At 71.5% G+C, this 13,975-nt stretch carries 14 protein-coding genes, 2 tRNA genes and 1 pseudogene; 12 read left to right on the top strand and 5 right to left on the bottom strand.

Annotation, left to right across the window (positions count from 1 at the left end):
* Positions 1–2: 2 nt before the first annotated feature.
* Positions 3–965: pseudogene (locus tag ACR9E3_RS21490) on the bottom strand (IS3 family transposase); the annotation flags it as partial.
* A gap of 70 nt (positions 966–1,035) precedes the next feature.
* Between ACR9E3_RS21490 and ACR9E3_RS21485 the strand changes: the two are divergent.
* Entirely contained in the window at positions 1,036–2,193 is a 1,158-nt protein-coding gene (locus ACR9E3_RS21485; protein WP_460382561.1) for a tyrosine-type recombinase/integrase, read from the top strand.
* Between the two features lie 89 nt (positions 2,194–2,282).
* Here the strand turns inward: ACR9E3_RS21485 and ACR9E3_RS21480 are convergent.
* Positions 2,283–2,356 (bottom strand) — tRNA-Gly (locus tag ACR9E3_RS21480).
* A gap of 539 nt (positions 2,357–2,895) precedes the next feature.
* Between ACR9E3_RS21480 and ACR9E3_RS21475 the strand changes: the two genes are divergently transcribed.
* From ACR9E3_RS21475 to ACR9E3_RS21465, 3 genes are all read left to right on the top strand, one after another.
* A tRNA-Pro gene (locus ACR9E3_RS21475) sits at positions 2,896–2,969 on the top strand.
* A gap of 223 nt (positions 2,970–3,192) precedes the next feature.
* The gene (locus tag ACR9E3_RS21470) at positions 3,193–4,062 is read left to right on the top strand and encodes a DUF2127 domain-containing protein (RefSeq protein ID WP_460382560.1); all 870 of its coding nucleotides are present in this window, start codon (positions 3,193–3,195) and stop codon (positions 4,060–4,062) included.
* Between the two features lie 90 nt (positions 4,063–4,152).
* A complete protein-coding gene (locus ACR9E3_RS21465) occupies positions 4,153–4,740 on the top strand; it encodes a dihydrofolate reductase family protein (protein ID WP_460382559.1) in 588 nt (195 codons plus the stop codon).
* A gap of 24 nt (positions 4,741–4,764) precedes the next feature.
* On the opposite strand, the gene ACR9E3_RS21460 is transcribed toward ACR9E3_RS21465, so the two are convergent.
* Positions 4,765–5,769: an RNA polymerase subunit sigma-70 gene (locus ACR9E3_RS21460; protein WP_460382558.1), complete on the bottom strand. Its 1,005-nt coding sequence runs from the start codon at positions 5,767–5,769 to the stop codon at positions 4,765–4,767.
* 184 nt (positions 5,770–5,953) lie between these two features.
* Here ACR9E3_RS21460 and ACR9E3_RS21455 point away from each other — a divergent pair, with 184 nt between their 5' ends.
* From ACR9E3_RS21455 to ACR9E3_RS21440, 4 genes are all read left to right on the top strand, one after another.
* Positions 5,954–6,163 (top strand): hypothetical protein, encoded by a 210-nt coding sequence (locus ACR9E3_RS21455; RefSeq protein WP_460382557.1) that lies wholly within the window; start codon positions 5,954–5,956, stop codon positions 6,161–6,163.
* 63 nt (positions 6,164–6,226) lie between these two features.
* Positions 6,227–6,661, top strand: coding sequence for a hypothetical protein (locus tag ACR9E3_RS21450; protein ID WP_460382556.1), 435 nt, complete (start codon positions 6,227–6,229; stop codon positions 6,659–6,661).
* A 103-nt stretch (positions 6,662–6,764) separates the two neighbouring features.
* Positions 6,765–7,166 carry a cupin domain-containing protein gene (locus ACR9E3_RS21445; RefSeq protein WP_285654250.1) on the top strand — a complete coding sequence of 134 codons (402 nt, stop codon included), beginning with the start codon at positions 6,765–6,767 and terminating at the stop codon, positions 7,164–7,166.
* 139 nt (positions 7,167–7,305) lie between these two features.
* Positions 7,306–7,671, top strand: coding sequence for a DUF4180 domain-containing protein (locus ACR9E3_RS21440; RefSeq protein WP_460382555.1), 366 nt, complete (start codon positions 7,306–7,308; stop codon positions 7,669–7,671).
* Here ACR9E3_RS21440 and ACR9E3_RS21435 read toward each other — a convergent pair.
* Both ACR9E3_RS21435 and ACR9E3_RS21430 read right to left on the bottom strand, forming a co-directional pair.
* Positions 7,652–7,978, bottom strand: coding sequence for a YnfA family protein (locus ACR9E3_RS21435; protein ID WP_285654245.1), 327 nt, complete (start codon positions 7,976–7,978; stop codon positions 7,652–7,654). The genes ACR9E3_RS21440 and ACR9E3_RS21435 overlap by 20 nt on opposite strands.
* On the bottom strand, positions 7,975–8,793 hold the full coding sequence (locus ACR9E3_RS21430; RefSeq protein ID WP_460382554.1) for a pentapeptide repeat-containing protein: 819 nt from the start codon (positions 8,791–8,793) through the stop codon (positions 7,975–7,977). Before ACR9E3_RS21430 ends, ACR9E3_RS21435 begins: the two co-directional genes overlap by 4 nt.
* A gap of 625 nt (positions 8,794–9,418) precedes the next feature.
* Between ACR9E3_RS21430 and tig the strand changes: the two genes are divergently transcribed.
* The 4 genes from tig (at position 9,419) to clpX (ending at position 13,956) form a co-directional block, all read left to right on the top strand.
* Positions 9,419–10,936 (top strand): trigger factor, encoded by a 1,518-nt coding sequence (tig, locus tag ACR9E3_RS21425; protein WP_460382553.1) that lies wholly within the window; start codon positions 9,419–9,421, stop codon positions 10,934–10,936.
* A gap of 208 nt (positions 10,937–11,144) precedes the next feature.
* On the top strand, positions 11,145–11,747 hold the full coding sequence (locus ACR9E3_RS21420; RefSeq protein WP_285654383.1) for an ATP-dependent Clp protease proteolytic subunit: 603 nt from the start codon (positions 11,145–11,147) through the stop codon (positions 11,745–11,747).
* A 14-nt stretch (positions 11,748–11,761) separates the two neighbouring features.
* The gene (locus tag ACR9E3_RS21415) at positions 11,762–12,415 is read left to right on the top strand and encodes an ATP-dependent Clp protease proteolytic subunit (protein WP_285654239.1); all 654 of its coding nucleotides are present in this window, start codon (positions 11,762–11,764) and stop codon (positions 12,413–12,415) included.
* 254 nt (positions 12,416–12,669) lie between these two features.
* A complete protein-coding gene (gene clpX, locus ACR9E3_RS21410) occupies positions 12,670–13,956 on the top strand; it encodes an ATP-dependent Clp protease ATP-binding subunit ClpX (RefSeq protein ID WP_285654237.1) in 1,287 nt (428 codons plus the stop codon).
* The last annotated feature ends 19 nt before the right edge of the window (positions 13,957–13,975 follow it).

The following is a 13,975-nucleotide window of genomic DNA, read 5'->3' as shown; positions in this document are numbered from 1 at the left end:
GGCTGCGAGCCGGCGTCGGAGTGATGGACCAGCTCGGCGAGCTCGTTGACGCCCTGCTGTTCACGGGTCCACACGGCCTGCTCGAGCGCGTCGAGCACCAGGTCAGTGCGCATGGTGGTGGCCGCGCGCCAGCCGATGATGCGCCGGGAGTAGGCGTCGATGACGAAGGCGACATAGACCATCCCCGACCAGGTCGCCACGTAGGTGAAGTCGGCGACCCAGAGCCGGTCGGGGGCGGGCGGGTTGAACTCGCGCCCGACCAGGTCTTGGGCTCGCGGACCCTGACCACCGATGGTGGTGCGGAACCGGCGTCCGCGGCGCACCCCGGCCAGGCCCTGGGCGCGCATGAGCCGCTCCACGGTGCAGCGGGCCACTTCGATGCCCTCGCGGTTCAGTTGGGCCCAGACCTTGCGGGCGCCGTAGACCCCGTAGTTCTCGGCGTGCACCCGGGCGACCTCGCCGGCCAGATGCTCATCGCGCCTGGCTGTCACAGACGGCGGCCCGGGCACGGCGGGCGTCGTAGTAGGTGGAGGGGGCGATCGACACACCGAGCTCGGTGAGCACGGTGCAGATCGACTCGACGCCCCAACGCCGCCCATCCGAGGTGTGGGCGGCGTGCTGCTCGATGAACCTCACGAGCGACGATGTGGCCGGTCGATCTCGGCCGCGAAGAAAGCCGACGCCGCCTTGAGGATGTCGTTGGCCCGCTTGAGCTCGGCGTTCTCCCGGCGCAGCCGCTTGAGCTCGTCGGACTCCTCAGTCGTCGCGCCTGGCCGGGTCCCGCCGTCAATCTCGGCTTGGCGCACCCAGAGCCGCACGGTCTCGGTCGACCCGATCCCGAGCTTCTCCGCGACCGCGCGCATCGCCTGCCACGGCGACTCGTAGTCGGCCTCGATCTCGCCCACCATCCGCACCGCTCGTTGCTTCAGCTCCGCGGGATACGGCGGCTGGGATCGACGTGACATGACCAGATCTCCTCAGACGATCAGGTCTCCGGACACGCCGGGGCGGTTCAGTGCGACGGGGGGTGGCGTGATGGCGAACAAGAAGGGCCACCGGCGCTTCGGGTCGATCCGTAAGCTGCCCTCGGGCCGCTACCAGGCCAGCTACCTCGGCGAGGACGGCCAGCGACGCGTCGCCCCGGAGACCTTCGAGCGCAAACGCGACGCCGAGCAGTGGCTGTCGGTGCTGGAAGGCGAGATGCTGCGCGGCGACTGGACCGACCCCTACCTCGGAGAGGTCGAGCTGGGGGAGTACGGCCGTCAGTGGATCGCCGAGCACCGGTGCTCTCGCCGGACCCGCGAGGAGTACGCGAGTCTGTGGCGGCTTCACATCGAGCCGTTCCTGTCGGCCGTCGAGCTGGCGAACCTGAGCACCGAGCGGGTCCGAACCTGGCGCGCGTTGCTGCTCGCGTCGGGGCGTTCGGAGGATCGGACGGCAAAGGCCTACCGACTCCTGCACGCGGTGATGGCGACGGCGGTCGACGACGGGCGCGTGAAGCGGAACCCGTGTCGCATCAAGGGCGCCGGCCAGTACCGGACGCCGGAGCGCCCGTTCGCCTCGGTCCCGGAGGTCTTCGCCCTACGTGCCGCCCTTCCGGACCGCTACCGGGCGCTGGTCCTGGCGGCGGCGTTCACCGGCCTGCGGTGGGGTGAGCTGATCGCACTGCGGCGCTGTGACGTGGACCTGACCGCCAAGGTGCTGCGGGTGCACCGCAGCCTCGGACAGACCCAGGGCGGCGAGATGGTCGTGGGGCCTCCGAAGTCCGAGGCGGGCGTCCGGGGCGTCGCGTTGCCTGACGTGCTGATCGAGGAGCTGGCCGAGCACGTCGAGCGCTTCGGCGAGCCGGGACCCGCAGGGTTGTTGTTCACCGGGTCGCGAGGAGGGGCGCTGCGTCGTGGCAACTTCCACCGCGAGACGGCATGGACGAAGACCGTCGTCAACGTCGGGCTCCCGGCCGGGTTCCATTTCCACGACCTGCGGCACACGGGCAACCAGCTCGCAGCGATCTCGGGCGCCAGCACCCGGGAGCTGATGCGGCGCATGGGCCACGCCTCGATGCGCGCGGCGCTGATCTACCAGCACGCGAGCGACGAGCGGGATCGGGCGATCGCGGACAGCCTCAGCGCTCACGTCGAGCGATCACGGCCGGCTGATGAGGACGAGGAGGGCGACGATGCGGCGGCGTCCTAATCGCACGCTAATCGCACGCCGGGGAGTCACGACATCGGGAGGAGTCCCCGGCGTGGGGGTCGACGACGCGCTGACCTGCGGTGTCGCTGTGGAGCGGGCGACGGGAATCGAACCCGCGTAGCCAGTTTGGAAGACTGGGGCTCTACCATTGAGCTACGCCCGCGGCGGGCCGATACGGCCCATGCCCACCGTAGCGGATGGCCGTTCCGTCCTTCTTCCGGTGGCCCCGGACGTGGCTCTGGTCGCGCGAACGTCCTGCCGGCGTGCTCAACCGGATCTTCGTTGCTTCCTGCGCACGAACTCCCCGTCGGTCACGGGGCGGCGGGGGCCGGCTTCGGTGATCACGAGCGCCCCACGCACCTCCGGGCGGGTGCGGCGGTGGATGACGCGCTCCTGATCTCGACCCGTCCGGGTCTTGACCGATCGACTGAAACGATCATTAAGACGTGACCTCTTACCGATACCGGTCGGTAGGGATGTACTCCTCGCCACGATGGGACGACCGGCGAGCATCGAGGAGAGGAGTCGGGGATGAACACCGCAGTGGAGACCATCGACAGTGTCGAGGGCCTCGAGGACGACCACATCGTCCGCGGGCTGGACTGACCCCGCCGGCGCGTCGACCGTGACGCGCCCGCGACACGGGCCGGGAGGCAGCGTCGCCTCCGCGGTCCCCGCGCCTCGCCCCTAGACTCGCCGACACGGGGTGTGGCGCAGCTTGGTAGCGCACTCGCTTTGGGAGCGAGGGGCCGTGGGTTCGAATCCCGCCACCCCGACCGGTCCGACCTGCGAGGACGGGTCCAGGAGACCCGCCGCGGGGTCCTGTGTGCCTGCACCTGCACCCATGACTGCACCAACACCGGTCACGGGTCCTCCTCCCTCGCGATCGGCTCCGTGGCGACCCCCTCGCCGCCGAGGGAGAGATTCACTCGCTACACGCCGTGGCATCGATGCCGCGGTGGTCCTTTGCGCGCTCCGGATGCCGGGTAGGCCCACCTGATGCAGTCGCAGGCTTCGGCCGATGGCTTCGTGCGGCCTCCCGGCACGGGCACCCAACAGCATCGGTCTCGTCTGTGCTTCGAGCTGCTGTCGTGCGCCTGGAACGGCCACGTCCTGATCGGCACCGACGCCGCCTCGGTCACCGACGAGGACGCGCTGATCGTCAGGGACGCCGGCCACGGAGCACGGGCGCATCGATGCTTGCGCTGCGACGCGTGGATCCTGCTGCCGGCCCCGAGCACGCCGATCCGCGGGACCGTGGCGGCTCCTGACGAGGTCGTCCTGCCGACGCGGGGGCGTCCACTCAAGAGCCGTGTCGTCCTGCGTCTGATCGCGCTGACGCGAGCCTTCAACGTGCTCGTTCTGCTGTTCGTGCTCGGCGGCGTGGTCGCCGTCCTGGCCAACCGGACCGCTCTCCGCGAGAGCCTCGTGGGGAGTGCCGCCTCGCTCCAGGAGATCATCGGAGGTCAGACGGTCGCCGGGTTGCAGAGCCTGCTCTCCCGCGGCGCCGGACCGTTGTGGCTCGTCGCCGCCGGGGTCCTCGTCCTGCTCGTGCTGGAGGCCGTCGAGGGAATCGGGCTGTGGCGGGCGACCTGCTGGGGCCAGTACCTCAGCACCGTCCTGACCACCATGCTCCTGGTTCCCCAGGTGCTCCAGCTCAGCAGCTCCGCGAGCCCCGGCACGATCATCGGGATCGTCATCAACGTCGCCGTCGTCGTCTACCTGCTCGTCTCCAAGCGCCTGTTCGGGCTGCGAGGTGGTGCGCCCGCCGAGGCCGCCGAGATCGAGCACGACGTGAGCTGGGACGCCCTCGCGCGCCACCTGCCGGGCGGGACCTCCGGGCCCGGCGCGAGGAACACCGTGGGCTGACGTCAGCCGCGACGTCCGACCCCGCACCGATCAGTTCCCCGCGCCCCGCCCGTCTCTCTGTGTGGGACCGACTCACCGGAGGCTGGCACGATGCGGAAACTGATCTTCGCGATGAACCTGACCGTGGACGGCTACATCGCCGCGCCCGGTGACGACATCGGCTGGAGCGGCGGGGACGCCGAGGCGCACGCCGGGCCGGGCGACGAGCTCTTCGCGTGGTGGCTCGAGCAGGAGCAGGCCCGGGAGCTGTCGCTGTACGGTCGCAAGCTCTGGGAGGAGATGAGCTCCTTCTGGCCGACCGGCGACCAGCGGCCCGGCGCCACCGCGGCGGAGATCGAGTTCGCGCGGAACTGGCGGGACACGCCGAAGGTGGTGTTCTCCTCGACGCTCGGCGAGGTCGCCGGGAACGCCCGGCTGGTCAGCGGCGACGCGGTCGCCGAGATCACCCGGCTCAAGGCCGAGGACGGCGGCTCGATGGGCATCGGCGGTGCCACGCTCGCCGGGGCCGCCATGCGCGCCGGGCTGATCGACGAGTACGCCCTGGTCACCCATCCCGTCCTGGTGGGTGGCGGCACGCCGTTCTTCACGGCGCTGGACAGCTGGGTGACCGTGGACCTGGTCGAGACCCGGTCGTTCCCCGGCGGCGTGACGCTGGCCCGCTACGAGACGCGGCGGTGACCACGGCGGAGATCACGCTGGAGATCACAGGGTCGCGGGCAGGCCCAGCCACGGCTTGTCGGCAGCGGGGAACCCGGTGAGTTCGGCGATCTTCCCGTCGACGATGAGCAGGACGTCGATCGCGAACAGCCGGTACACGGGGTCGTCGGGCGTGCGGAGGTACTCCGCGACGGCGGGCATCCGGTTGACGGTCGTGACGAGGCAGCGCCAGTCGTCGTAACCGGGCCCGCCGAACCCGTTCGCGACCCAGGAGTCCAGGGCGGACCGGGCGGTGACCAGGACGCCGGGGTCCGGCGGCATCGCGAAGCGCAGGTCCTCGCGCATCAGGGACAGGAGCCCCTCGAGGTCGTTGCGCTCGTGGGCGTCCACCCAGGCCGTCACCGTCGCGCGTTCGTCGTCCGACAGGTCGTGCGTCGCGGGGGCGCGCCAGTCGAGCCGGCGGTCGGGCAGCTGTCGGCGCATCGTCGCGCGCGCTCGCTGGAGGGCGCTGGTCACGGAGGCGACGCTGAGCTCGAGCGCGTCGGCGGTCGCCGCCGCCGGCCAGCCGAGGACGTCGCGCAGGATCAGCACCGCGCGCTGCCGTGGCGGCAGGTGCTGCACGGCGACGATGAACGCCAGCTCGATCGTCTCCCGCGCCACCGCCGCGTCGTGCGGGTCCTCGGGAAGCATCCGGTCCGGGTAGGGCTGCAGGTACCGGACCTCGGAGCCCGCACCCGGCAGGTCGGCCGGTACGGGCGTGCGGTGGTTGCGCTTCTCCAGGAAGTCCAGGCAGGCGTTCGTCGCGATCCGGTACAGCCAGGTCCGCAGCGCTGCGCGACCGTCGAACGACGCCCGTTTGTTCCACGCCCGCAGGAACGTCTCCTGGGTCAGGTCCTGGGCGTCCTCGTAGTGCGCGAGCATCCGGTAGCAGTGCACCTGCACCGCACGCCGGTGGCGCTCGGTCAGGAGCGCGAACTGCGCGGAGTCCTCCGCGCGGGCGGTCGCGACGAAGGTGGCCTCGTCGGCGCCTGCCGGTGCGGCGTCGCTCATGGTCATCGATCCTTCCACCGGTGCGAGGGGCTACCGGTACTGACGACGCGGAGGCGCATCGCTGATCGGTGGAGCCGCCGACCGCGGGCTGACGTCCGGCCGAAGGCGTCGAGGGAGATCCCCCGGGGTCCGTGCGTGTGGCAGGGTCCGCGGACCGAGAGGGGGTGGACGCGTGGGTGACTGGATGGTCCTTCTGCTGGGCCCGTTCCTCGTGATCGGGGCCGTGGGCGCGGTCGCCGCGGTGGTCACGTTGCGGGTGCGGGCCCGCGGGCAGTGGTCGACGCGGCCGGCGGACGAGGTGCCCCGTCCCGACGAGCCGGGTGCCCCTGGTGCCGCCGACCATGCCGACCACGCGACCCACCCGCGCCCGCCACGGAGCCCGTACGACCACTGAGCGCGGCCGAACCGACCACTGCCCTCGCGCAGCCGGACGAACCGGAGGCGCGGAGAGCGGCGAGTGACGGCCGCGGATCACGCCGGGTCTAGTTTCGGCCTGGTGATGCCCCCGAACATGCGCATCCTGGCGCGCGGGACCGTGCAGGTCCTGGGGGCGACGACGGCCGCGTCGGCCGTCGCGGGGCTCGTCGCGCTCGACCCGCTGGTGGCGCTGAACGCGCTCGGCTTCATCGGGGTCTGCGCGCTGTCGTGCGTCGCGGTCTTCTACTCCGTGGCGCTGGAACGGATCGGGCTGACGCGTGCCCGCAACGCGGCGTCGACGCTCGTGACCGTGTTCGCCGGGTCCGCCGGGGCGACGGCGGTCCTCTTCGTCGTCCTGTTCACCCAGGCCCGGTTCCGGGACGAGGCCGCGCGGTTCGGGCTGCACTCGGTCGCCGGGATCGCGGTGCTCGCGGTGCTCGGCGCCGTCCTGACGGTGATGTGGCGCGAGCGGTAGCGCCCCACGACCCCTTGCCGCCGTCGCCGGGGCGCAGCAGGGTGAGCCGACTGCTCGCGGCGAGGCGGGTGGCGTCCCCCGTCCCGCGACGCCTGGAGGCCTCGTGACCACCCCGAGCACGCCCGTCGAACTCACGGTCGTCGACACGACCACCGAGCCCTGGCAGGGCTTCCCGGTCGAGTACATCAAGGCGAACCTCGAGCACGTCCCGCTCGTGCAGGACCCGGAGACGGGGATGACCGTGCTCAAGATGGTCTACCGGGCGGGCTTCACCAACCCCTGGCACAGCCATCCCTGCGCGCACGGCGTCTACGTGCTCGACGGGGTGCTCAACACCCACCAGGGCGACTACCCGGCCGGCAGCTTCGTCTGGTTCCCGGAGGGCGGCGTGATGCAGCACGGCGCCACGCAGGACCAGGACGTCACCTTCCTGTTCATCACGAACAAGGAGTTCGACATCCACTTCGTCGGCGACGACAGCGACCCGCAGGCCCCGACGATGTGACGACAGGGCACCATCGTTCCCAGCGGTTCACGCGAGCAGCCGCGGCGGCCCCGCCGTGACAGGTGGCTCTTCATCGGCGGGGCCGCCACCGCACGAAATCGCTCGCGGGAGCGTTCATCGCGCTGATCTCCTCACCCCCGTGACCGCGCAGACCACCGAACGCCACGGCGTGCGGGTCCTCGTCCTCCCCGAGCAGGGCCCGGTGATCGGCGACGAGCAGGGCGCGCTCGACGTCATCGGGCAGGCGTTCGGCGAGGAGGCCGAGGTCGTGGCGGTCCCGGTCGGGCGGCTGGACCCGGCGTTCACGCGGCTGTCGAGCGGGGTCGCCGGCGCGATCGTGCAGAAGTTCGTGAACTACCGCCTGCGCCTCGCGGTCGTCGGGGCGCTCAGCGACACGTCCGGGCCCGTCGACGACTGGATGCGGGAGGCGAACGAGGGACGCGAGCTGTGGTTCGTCGCGGACCTCACCGAGCTCGACGCGCGGCTCAGCGGGGGGCGTACATGATCACGCCGACGCCGACGAGGCAGATGACGGCGCCGAGCACGTCGAACCGGTCGGGCCGGTAGCCGTCGAGCACGACGCCCCAGGCGAGCGAGCCGGCGACGAAGACGCCGCCGTACGCCGCCAGCACACGGCCGAAGGCGGCGTCGGGCTGGAACGCGGCGACGAAGCCGTAGCACCCGAGCGCGAGCACGCCGAGCGCGGCGAGCCACCAGGCGCGCCCCTCGCGCAGCGCCTGCCACACCAGCCAGGCGCCGCCGATCTCGAGGACCGCGGCGAGGACGAACAGCGCGATCGAGCGCAGGGTCACCGGCGCGACGGTAGAGCAGCCCAGTGCGCCGGCCGCCCCAGGTGGGCGGGCACGGTCGTCGCGGCGTCGCCGGCGGCCGCGGTCAGCTGCGGAGCGGTCAGGAGCAGGGCACCGTGCAGCCGCGCCCCGCGGACGTCGGCCCCGCGCAGGTCGGCGCCGAGCAGCTCGGCGCGGTCGAGGTCGACACCGCGGAGGTCGGCGCCGACGAGCAGCGCGCCCCGCAGGCGGGCGGCGCGCAGGTCGCGGCGCCGCAGGTCGGCGCCGACGAGGTCGGCACCGCGCAGGTCCTCGCCTGGCCCGCCGGCCTGGGCGGCGGCGACCAGTTCGTCGAACAGGGCCCCGGCCTCGCGCCGGACCGCGCCGACGTCGATCGCGGCGAGGTCGCCGGCGTCCCCGGCGACCAGCGTCTCGACGCGCGCGACGAGCGCGGCCGCCTCCGTGCCGACCGCCGGGGACCGCCCCGCCTCGTCGAGCAGCGCGAGCACCTCGTGCAGCGGTCGCAGCACCTCGAGGGCGTCGAACATCGCCGGGACGCGGCGCTCCGCCCCGCCGAAGGTCACCTGCACGACCTGCTGGCCGGCGCCGAAGCAGTCGAACACCACACAGCCCGGGAAGCCGCGCTCCCGGAGCCGGTCGTGGATGCCGCACCAGGAGTCGGGGTCGAGGTGCGGGCAGGGGGTGCGGGCCGGCTTGTCGATCGCGAAGTCGGCCGAGGCGGTGAACCCGGGCCCGACGCAGCACAGCGCCAGGCACCGGGAGCAGTCCGCCGACCGCGCGGGAGGTCTCTCGGGGGAGGCCGCCGACCCGCCCGTCACACCGTCAGCGCCGGGCGCGCTTGCGGCGCTTGGTGCCGTATCCGGCGAACATCTCGAAGGTCTCGAGAGCGCGCTCGATGAAGCCACGGGTCTTCTTCATCCGGATCACTGTCCCTCCTCGTCGGGGGCCTCGCCGGGGAGCGGGCGGGGCCACCTGAGCTGCTGGCCTCACCACCGTGCCAGGCCGCGCGGGCGGAGTCCCACGGCGCGGGGAGGAGGCCTGTTGTCCTCCGAACGGTCGCACGTCTCGGCGTGTCGCCGCCCGAACGAGCGACGCGTCGGCGGGTACGGGAGGTGGGCGGTCCCCGATGACGATCGGCGGCCCACGTCGGGCGCCCGTCGATGAGATCGGCGGTCGGCTCCCGGAGACCGGCGGCGACACCACCCGCGCCGTGCCTCGACACGCGGCCGCCGACGGGCGCCACGGCGCGCGGTCGGGGGTCACGTCTAGACTCGCCGCCACGCCCGGGCGGGCGCGTCAGCAGGTGCAGGCACCGGGCCTCCGGTGCTCCTCGACCGTGAGCGGTGAGGGTGGCCTCCCGCGTCACGCCACGGACCGACCCGTCGTACGCCGCAGGGCTACCGGGTCACAGCACGAGCGCCCTGCCCCGAGGAGAGACGACCAGTGAAGTCCACCGTCGAGCACCTGTCGCCGACGCGCGTCAAACTCGCCGTCGAGGTGCCCTTCGACGAGCTCAAGCCCAACTTCGACCGGGCCTACAAGAAGATCGCGCAGCAGGTGCGCATCCCGGGCTTCCGCCCCGGGAAGGCGCCCGCGCGCATCCTCGACCAGCGCCTCGGGCGGGGGGTCGTGCTCGAAGAGGTCGTCAACGAGGCCGTGCCCGCGAAGTACGGCGAGGCCGTGTCCGAGGCCGAGCTCCAGCCGCTGGGTCAGCCCGAGATCGAGGTCACCGAGATCGAGGACGGCGACAAGGTCGCCTTCACCGCCGAGGTCGACATCCGGCCCGAGATCACGGTGCCCGACTACTCGGCGATCTCGGTCGACGTCGACGACTCCGAGGTCACCGACGACGACGTCGACGAGCAGCTCAAGGGTCTGCAGGCGCGCTTCGGCACGCTGACCGGCGTCGACCGCGCGGTGCAGAACGGCGACTTCGTCGTCATCGACCTCTCGGCGACCGTCGACGGCGAGGCCGTCGAGGAGGCCCAGACCACGGGCATGTCCCACGAGGTCGGCTCGGGCCAGCTCATCGAGGGCCTCGACGAGGCGCTCGAGGGCATGACCGCCGGCGAGACCAAGCAGTTCACGACCAAGCTCGTGGCCGGCGACCACGCCGGCTCCGACGCCGAGGTCACGGTCACCGTGCAGACGGTCAAGGAGCGCCAGCTCCCCGAGGCCGACGACGAGTTCGCCCAGCTCGCCAGCGAGTTCGACACGCTCGACGAGCTCAAGGACGACCTGCGCACCCGCTACGGGCGCGTCAAGAAGATGGAGCAGGGCAGCCAGGCCCGCGACCGCGTGCTCGAGGCGCTGCTGGAGGCGGCCGACGTGCCGCTGCCCGAGTCGGTCGTGCAGTCCGAGGTCGACGTCCGCGCCCACGAGGCCGTCCACGAGTTCGACCACGACGAGCAGAAGCTCACGCAGTACGTCGAGTCCCAGGGCCAGACCCGCGAGGAGTTCGACGCGGAGCTGCGCACCAGCGCCGAGCAGGCGGTCAAGACGCAGCTCCTCCTCGACAAGATCGCCGACGACTCCGGCGTCCAGGTCGAGCAGAACGAGCTGATGGAACGCATCATGATGCAGGCCCAGCGCTTCGGGGTGAGCCCCGAGGAGTACATCCAGCAGGCGCAGCAGGCCAACCAGCTCGGTGCGATCTTCGCCGACGTGCGGCGCGGCAAGGCGCTCGCCACCGTCGTGCAGGCGGCCACGGTCAACGGCCCCGACGGCGCGCAGGTCGACCTCTCGGAGCTGTTCGGCACCGGCGACGGGTCCGAGGAGTCCGGGGACGAGCTCACCGTCGAGGGCGCCGACGCGGCCGCCGGGCCGGCCGACGACGCGACCCAGGTCGCCGACGCCGACACCGACGCCAGCGATCCCGACTCCCCGAGCTCGCAGGTGGAGGCCGGTGACGAGGCGGACGCCGAGGTCGTCGGCGCCCCCGACTCGACCACGCGCGCCTGACCGTCCGGACACGCACGGCGCGGTCGCCGAGTCCGCCGTTCGGCCGATCCATCGGCCAGGAGCGAACACGGCCCGTCGACGGACTTCCCGGCCCGTCCCGGTGGTTACTGTCGATGCGACGGGCCCGACCGACGCCAGACCGATCACCTCAGCAGAGAAAGCGGGGACACAGGTGAGCCAGCACCTCTCCATCCCGGCCGGGGCGGTCATGCGCTCCGCCGGGGGATCGATGACCCTCAACGACTCGGTCTACGAGCGCCTCCTGCGGGAGCGCATCGTCGTCCTGGGTCAGGAGGTCAACGACACGATCGCCAACCAGATCTCGGCGCAGCTGCTCCTGCTCTCCGCCGAGGACCCCAAGTCCGACATCACGCTCTACATCAACTCGCCCGGCGGCTCCGTGTCGGCCGGCATGGCCATCTTCGACACGATGCAGTGGATCGAGCCGGACGTGTCGACAGTCGCGATGGGCCTCGCCGCGTCGATGGGGCAGTTCCTGCTCTCCGCGGGGGCCCAGGGCAAGCGCCTCGCGCTGCCGCACGCGCAGATCATGATGCACCAGCCCTCGGGCGGCCTGGGCGGCACGGAATCGGACATCACGATCCGCGCCGAGTCCATGCGCAAGCTCAAGCGCGAGATGGCCGAGCTGATCGCCGAGCACACCGGCCAGACGTTCGAGCGCATCACCGAGGACTCCGACCGGGACCGCTGGTTCTCGGCGCCGGAGGCCCTCGAGTACGGCTTCATCGACCACGTGGTCACCCGCGCGAGCGAGACGCCGTCCAGCAACGGCAACGGCCAGAGTTCCTGAGACAGGAGACGCAGATGAGTGAGCTCCACGTGCCCGGCGGCACGGCTCCGGCCTCGCCGAACGCGCGCTACATCCTCCCCTCCTTCGTCGAGCGCACGAGCTACGGCGTCAAGGAGTCGAACCCGTACAACAAGCTCTTCGAGGAGAGGATCATCTTCCTCGGGGTGCAGATCGACGACGCCTCGGCGAACGACGTGATGGCGCAGCTGCTGTTCCTGGAGTCGAACGACCCGGACCGCGACATCACGATGTACATCAACTCGCCCGGCGGCTCCTTCACGGCACTCATGGCGATCTACGACACCATGCAGTACGTGCGCCCGGACATCGCGACGGTCTGCCTCGGGCAGGCCGCGTCGGCCGCCGCGGTCATCCTCGGCGCCGGGGCGCCGGGCAAGCGCCTCGCCGTGCCGAACGCCCGCGTGATGATCCACCAGCCGGCCACCGAGGGCTTCTACGGCCAGGTGTCCGACCTGGAGATCCAGGCTGCGGAGATCTCCCGCATGCGTCGCCTCATGGAGGAGACGCTCGCGGCCCACACCAACCGCAGCGCCGAGCAGATCCGTCAGGACGTCGAGCGCGACAAGATCCTGACGGCGGCCGAGGCCAAGGACTACGGGCTCATCGACGACGTCGTCGCGAGCCGGAAGCTCTCGGCCAACCGCTGATCCGGCACGCACGTCGGGCCCGTCCGCCGAGGGCGGGCCCGGGGTGCACCGGTCCCCGGCGCACCCGGCGCAGCGGGCCGACCGCCCGTCGCGGGAGCGCCGCACGGTCCGGGGGTCGGCACGCCGTCCCGGGCCCGCGACCTGCACGATCCACTGGGCGCGAACCTCCCCGTCCGACGGGGTGGGCAGGTACGGTCAACCACGAACGAGCGCACCGTCCGAGGTGCGCCGGAGGGGACACGAGGTCTGCTGCGATGGCACGCATCGGTGACGGCGGGGACCTGCTGAAGTGCTCCTTCTGCGGGAAGAGCCAGAAGCAGGTCAAGAAGCTCATCGCCGGCCCCGGTGTCTACATCTGCGATGAGTGCATCGACCTCTGCAACGAGATCATCGAGGAGGAGCTCGCCGAGGCCGGTGAGGTCAAGCTCGACGAGCTGCCCAAGCCGACCGAGATCCACGAGTTCCTCGATCAGTACGTGATCGGCCAGGACGACACCAAGAAGACGCTCTCGGTCGCGGTCTACAACCACTACAAGCGGGTGCAGGCCGGCGAGAAGAACCGCGAGGGCAGCCGCAACGAGGACGTCGTCGAGCTGGCGAAGTCCAACATCCTCATGCTGGGCCCCACGGGCTGCGGCAAGACCTACCTCGCGCAGACCCTCGCGAAGCTACTGAACGTCCCCTTCGCCATCGCCGACGCCACGGCGCTCACCGAGGCCGGCTACGTCGGCGAGGACGTCGAGAACATCCTCCTCAAGCTGATCCAGGCCGCCGACTACGACGTGAAGCGGGCCGAGACCGGCATCATCTACATCGACGAGGTCGACAAGATCGCGCGGAAGTCGGAGAACCCGTCGATCACGCGCGACGTCTCCGGCGAGGGCGTGCAGCAGGCCCTGTTGAAGATCCTCGAGGGCACCACGGCGAGCGTGCCGCCCCAGGGTGGGCGCAAGCACCCGCACCAGGAGTTCATCCAGATCGACACGACGAACGTCCTGTTCATCGTGGCCGGGGCCTTCGCGGGCCTCGAGAAGATCATCGCCGAGCGGGTCGGCCGCGGCGGGCTCGGCTTCGGCGCCGACATCCGGTCCAAGGCCGAGATGGAGTCCGCCGAGTCGTTCGGCGACACGCTGCCCGAGGACCTCATCAAGTTCGGGCTGATCCCCGAGTTCATCGGCCGCGTGCCGATCGTCGCGTCGGTGTCGAACCTCGACCAGCCGAGCCTCGTGCAGATCCTCACCGAGCCGCGCAACGCGCTGGTGAAGCAGTACCAGAAGCTCTTCGAGATGGATGGCGTCGAGCTCGAGTTCGCGCCCGAGGCCCTCGAGGCGATCGCCGATCTCGCGATCCTGCGCGGCACCGGTGCCCGCGGCCTGCGCGCGATCATGGAAGAGGTCCTCAACCCGGTCATGTACGACATCCCGGGTCGTGACGACGTCGCCAAGGTCGTCGTCACCGAGCAGACGGTCAAGGAGAACGTCAACCCGACGATCGTCCCGCGGCAGCCCTCGCGGCGGGAGCGCCGCGACAAGTCGGCCTGAGGCCGCGCCGCACCACCGG

It is taken from the genome of Actinomycetospora sp. C-140, assembly GCF_054796175.1.
This window is presented reverse-complemented; position numbering and strand designations above follow the sequence as displayed.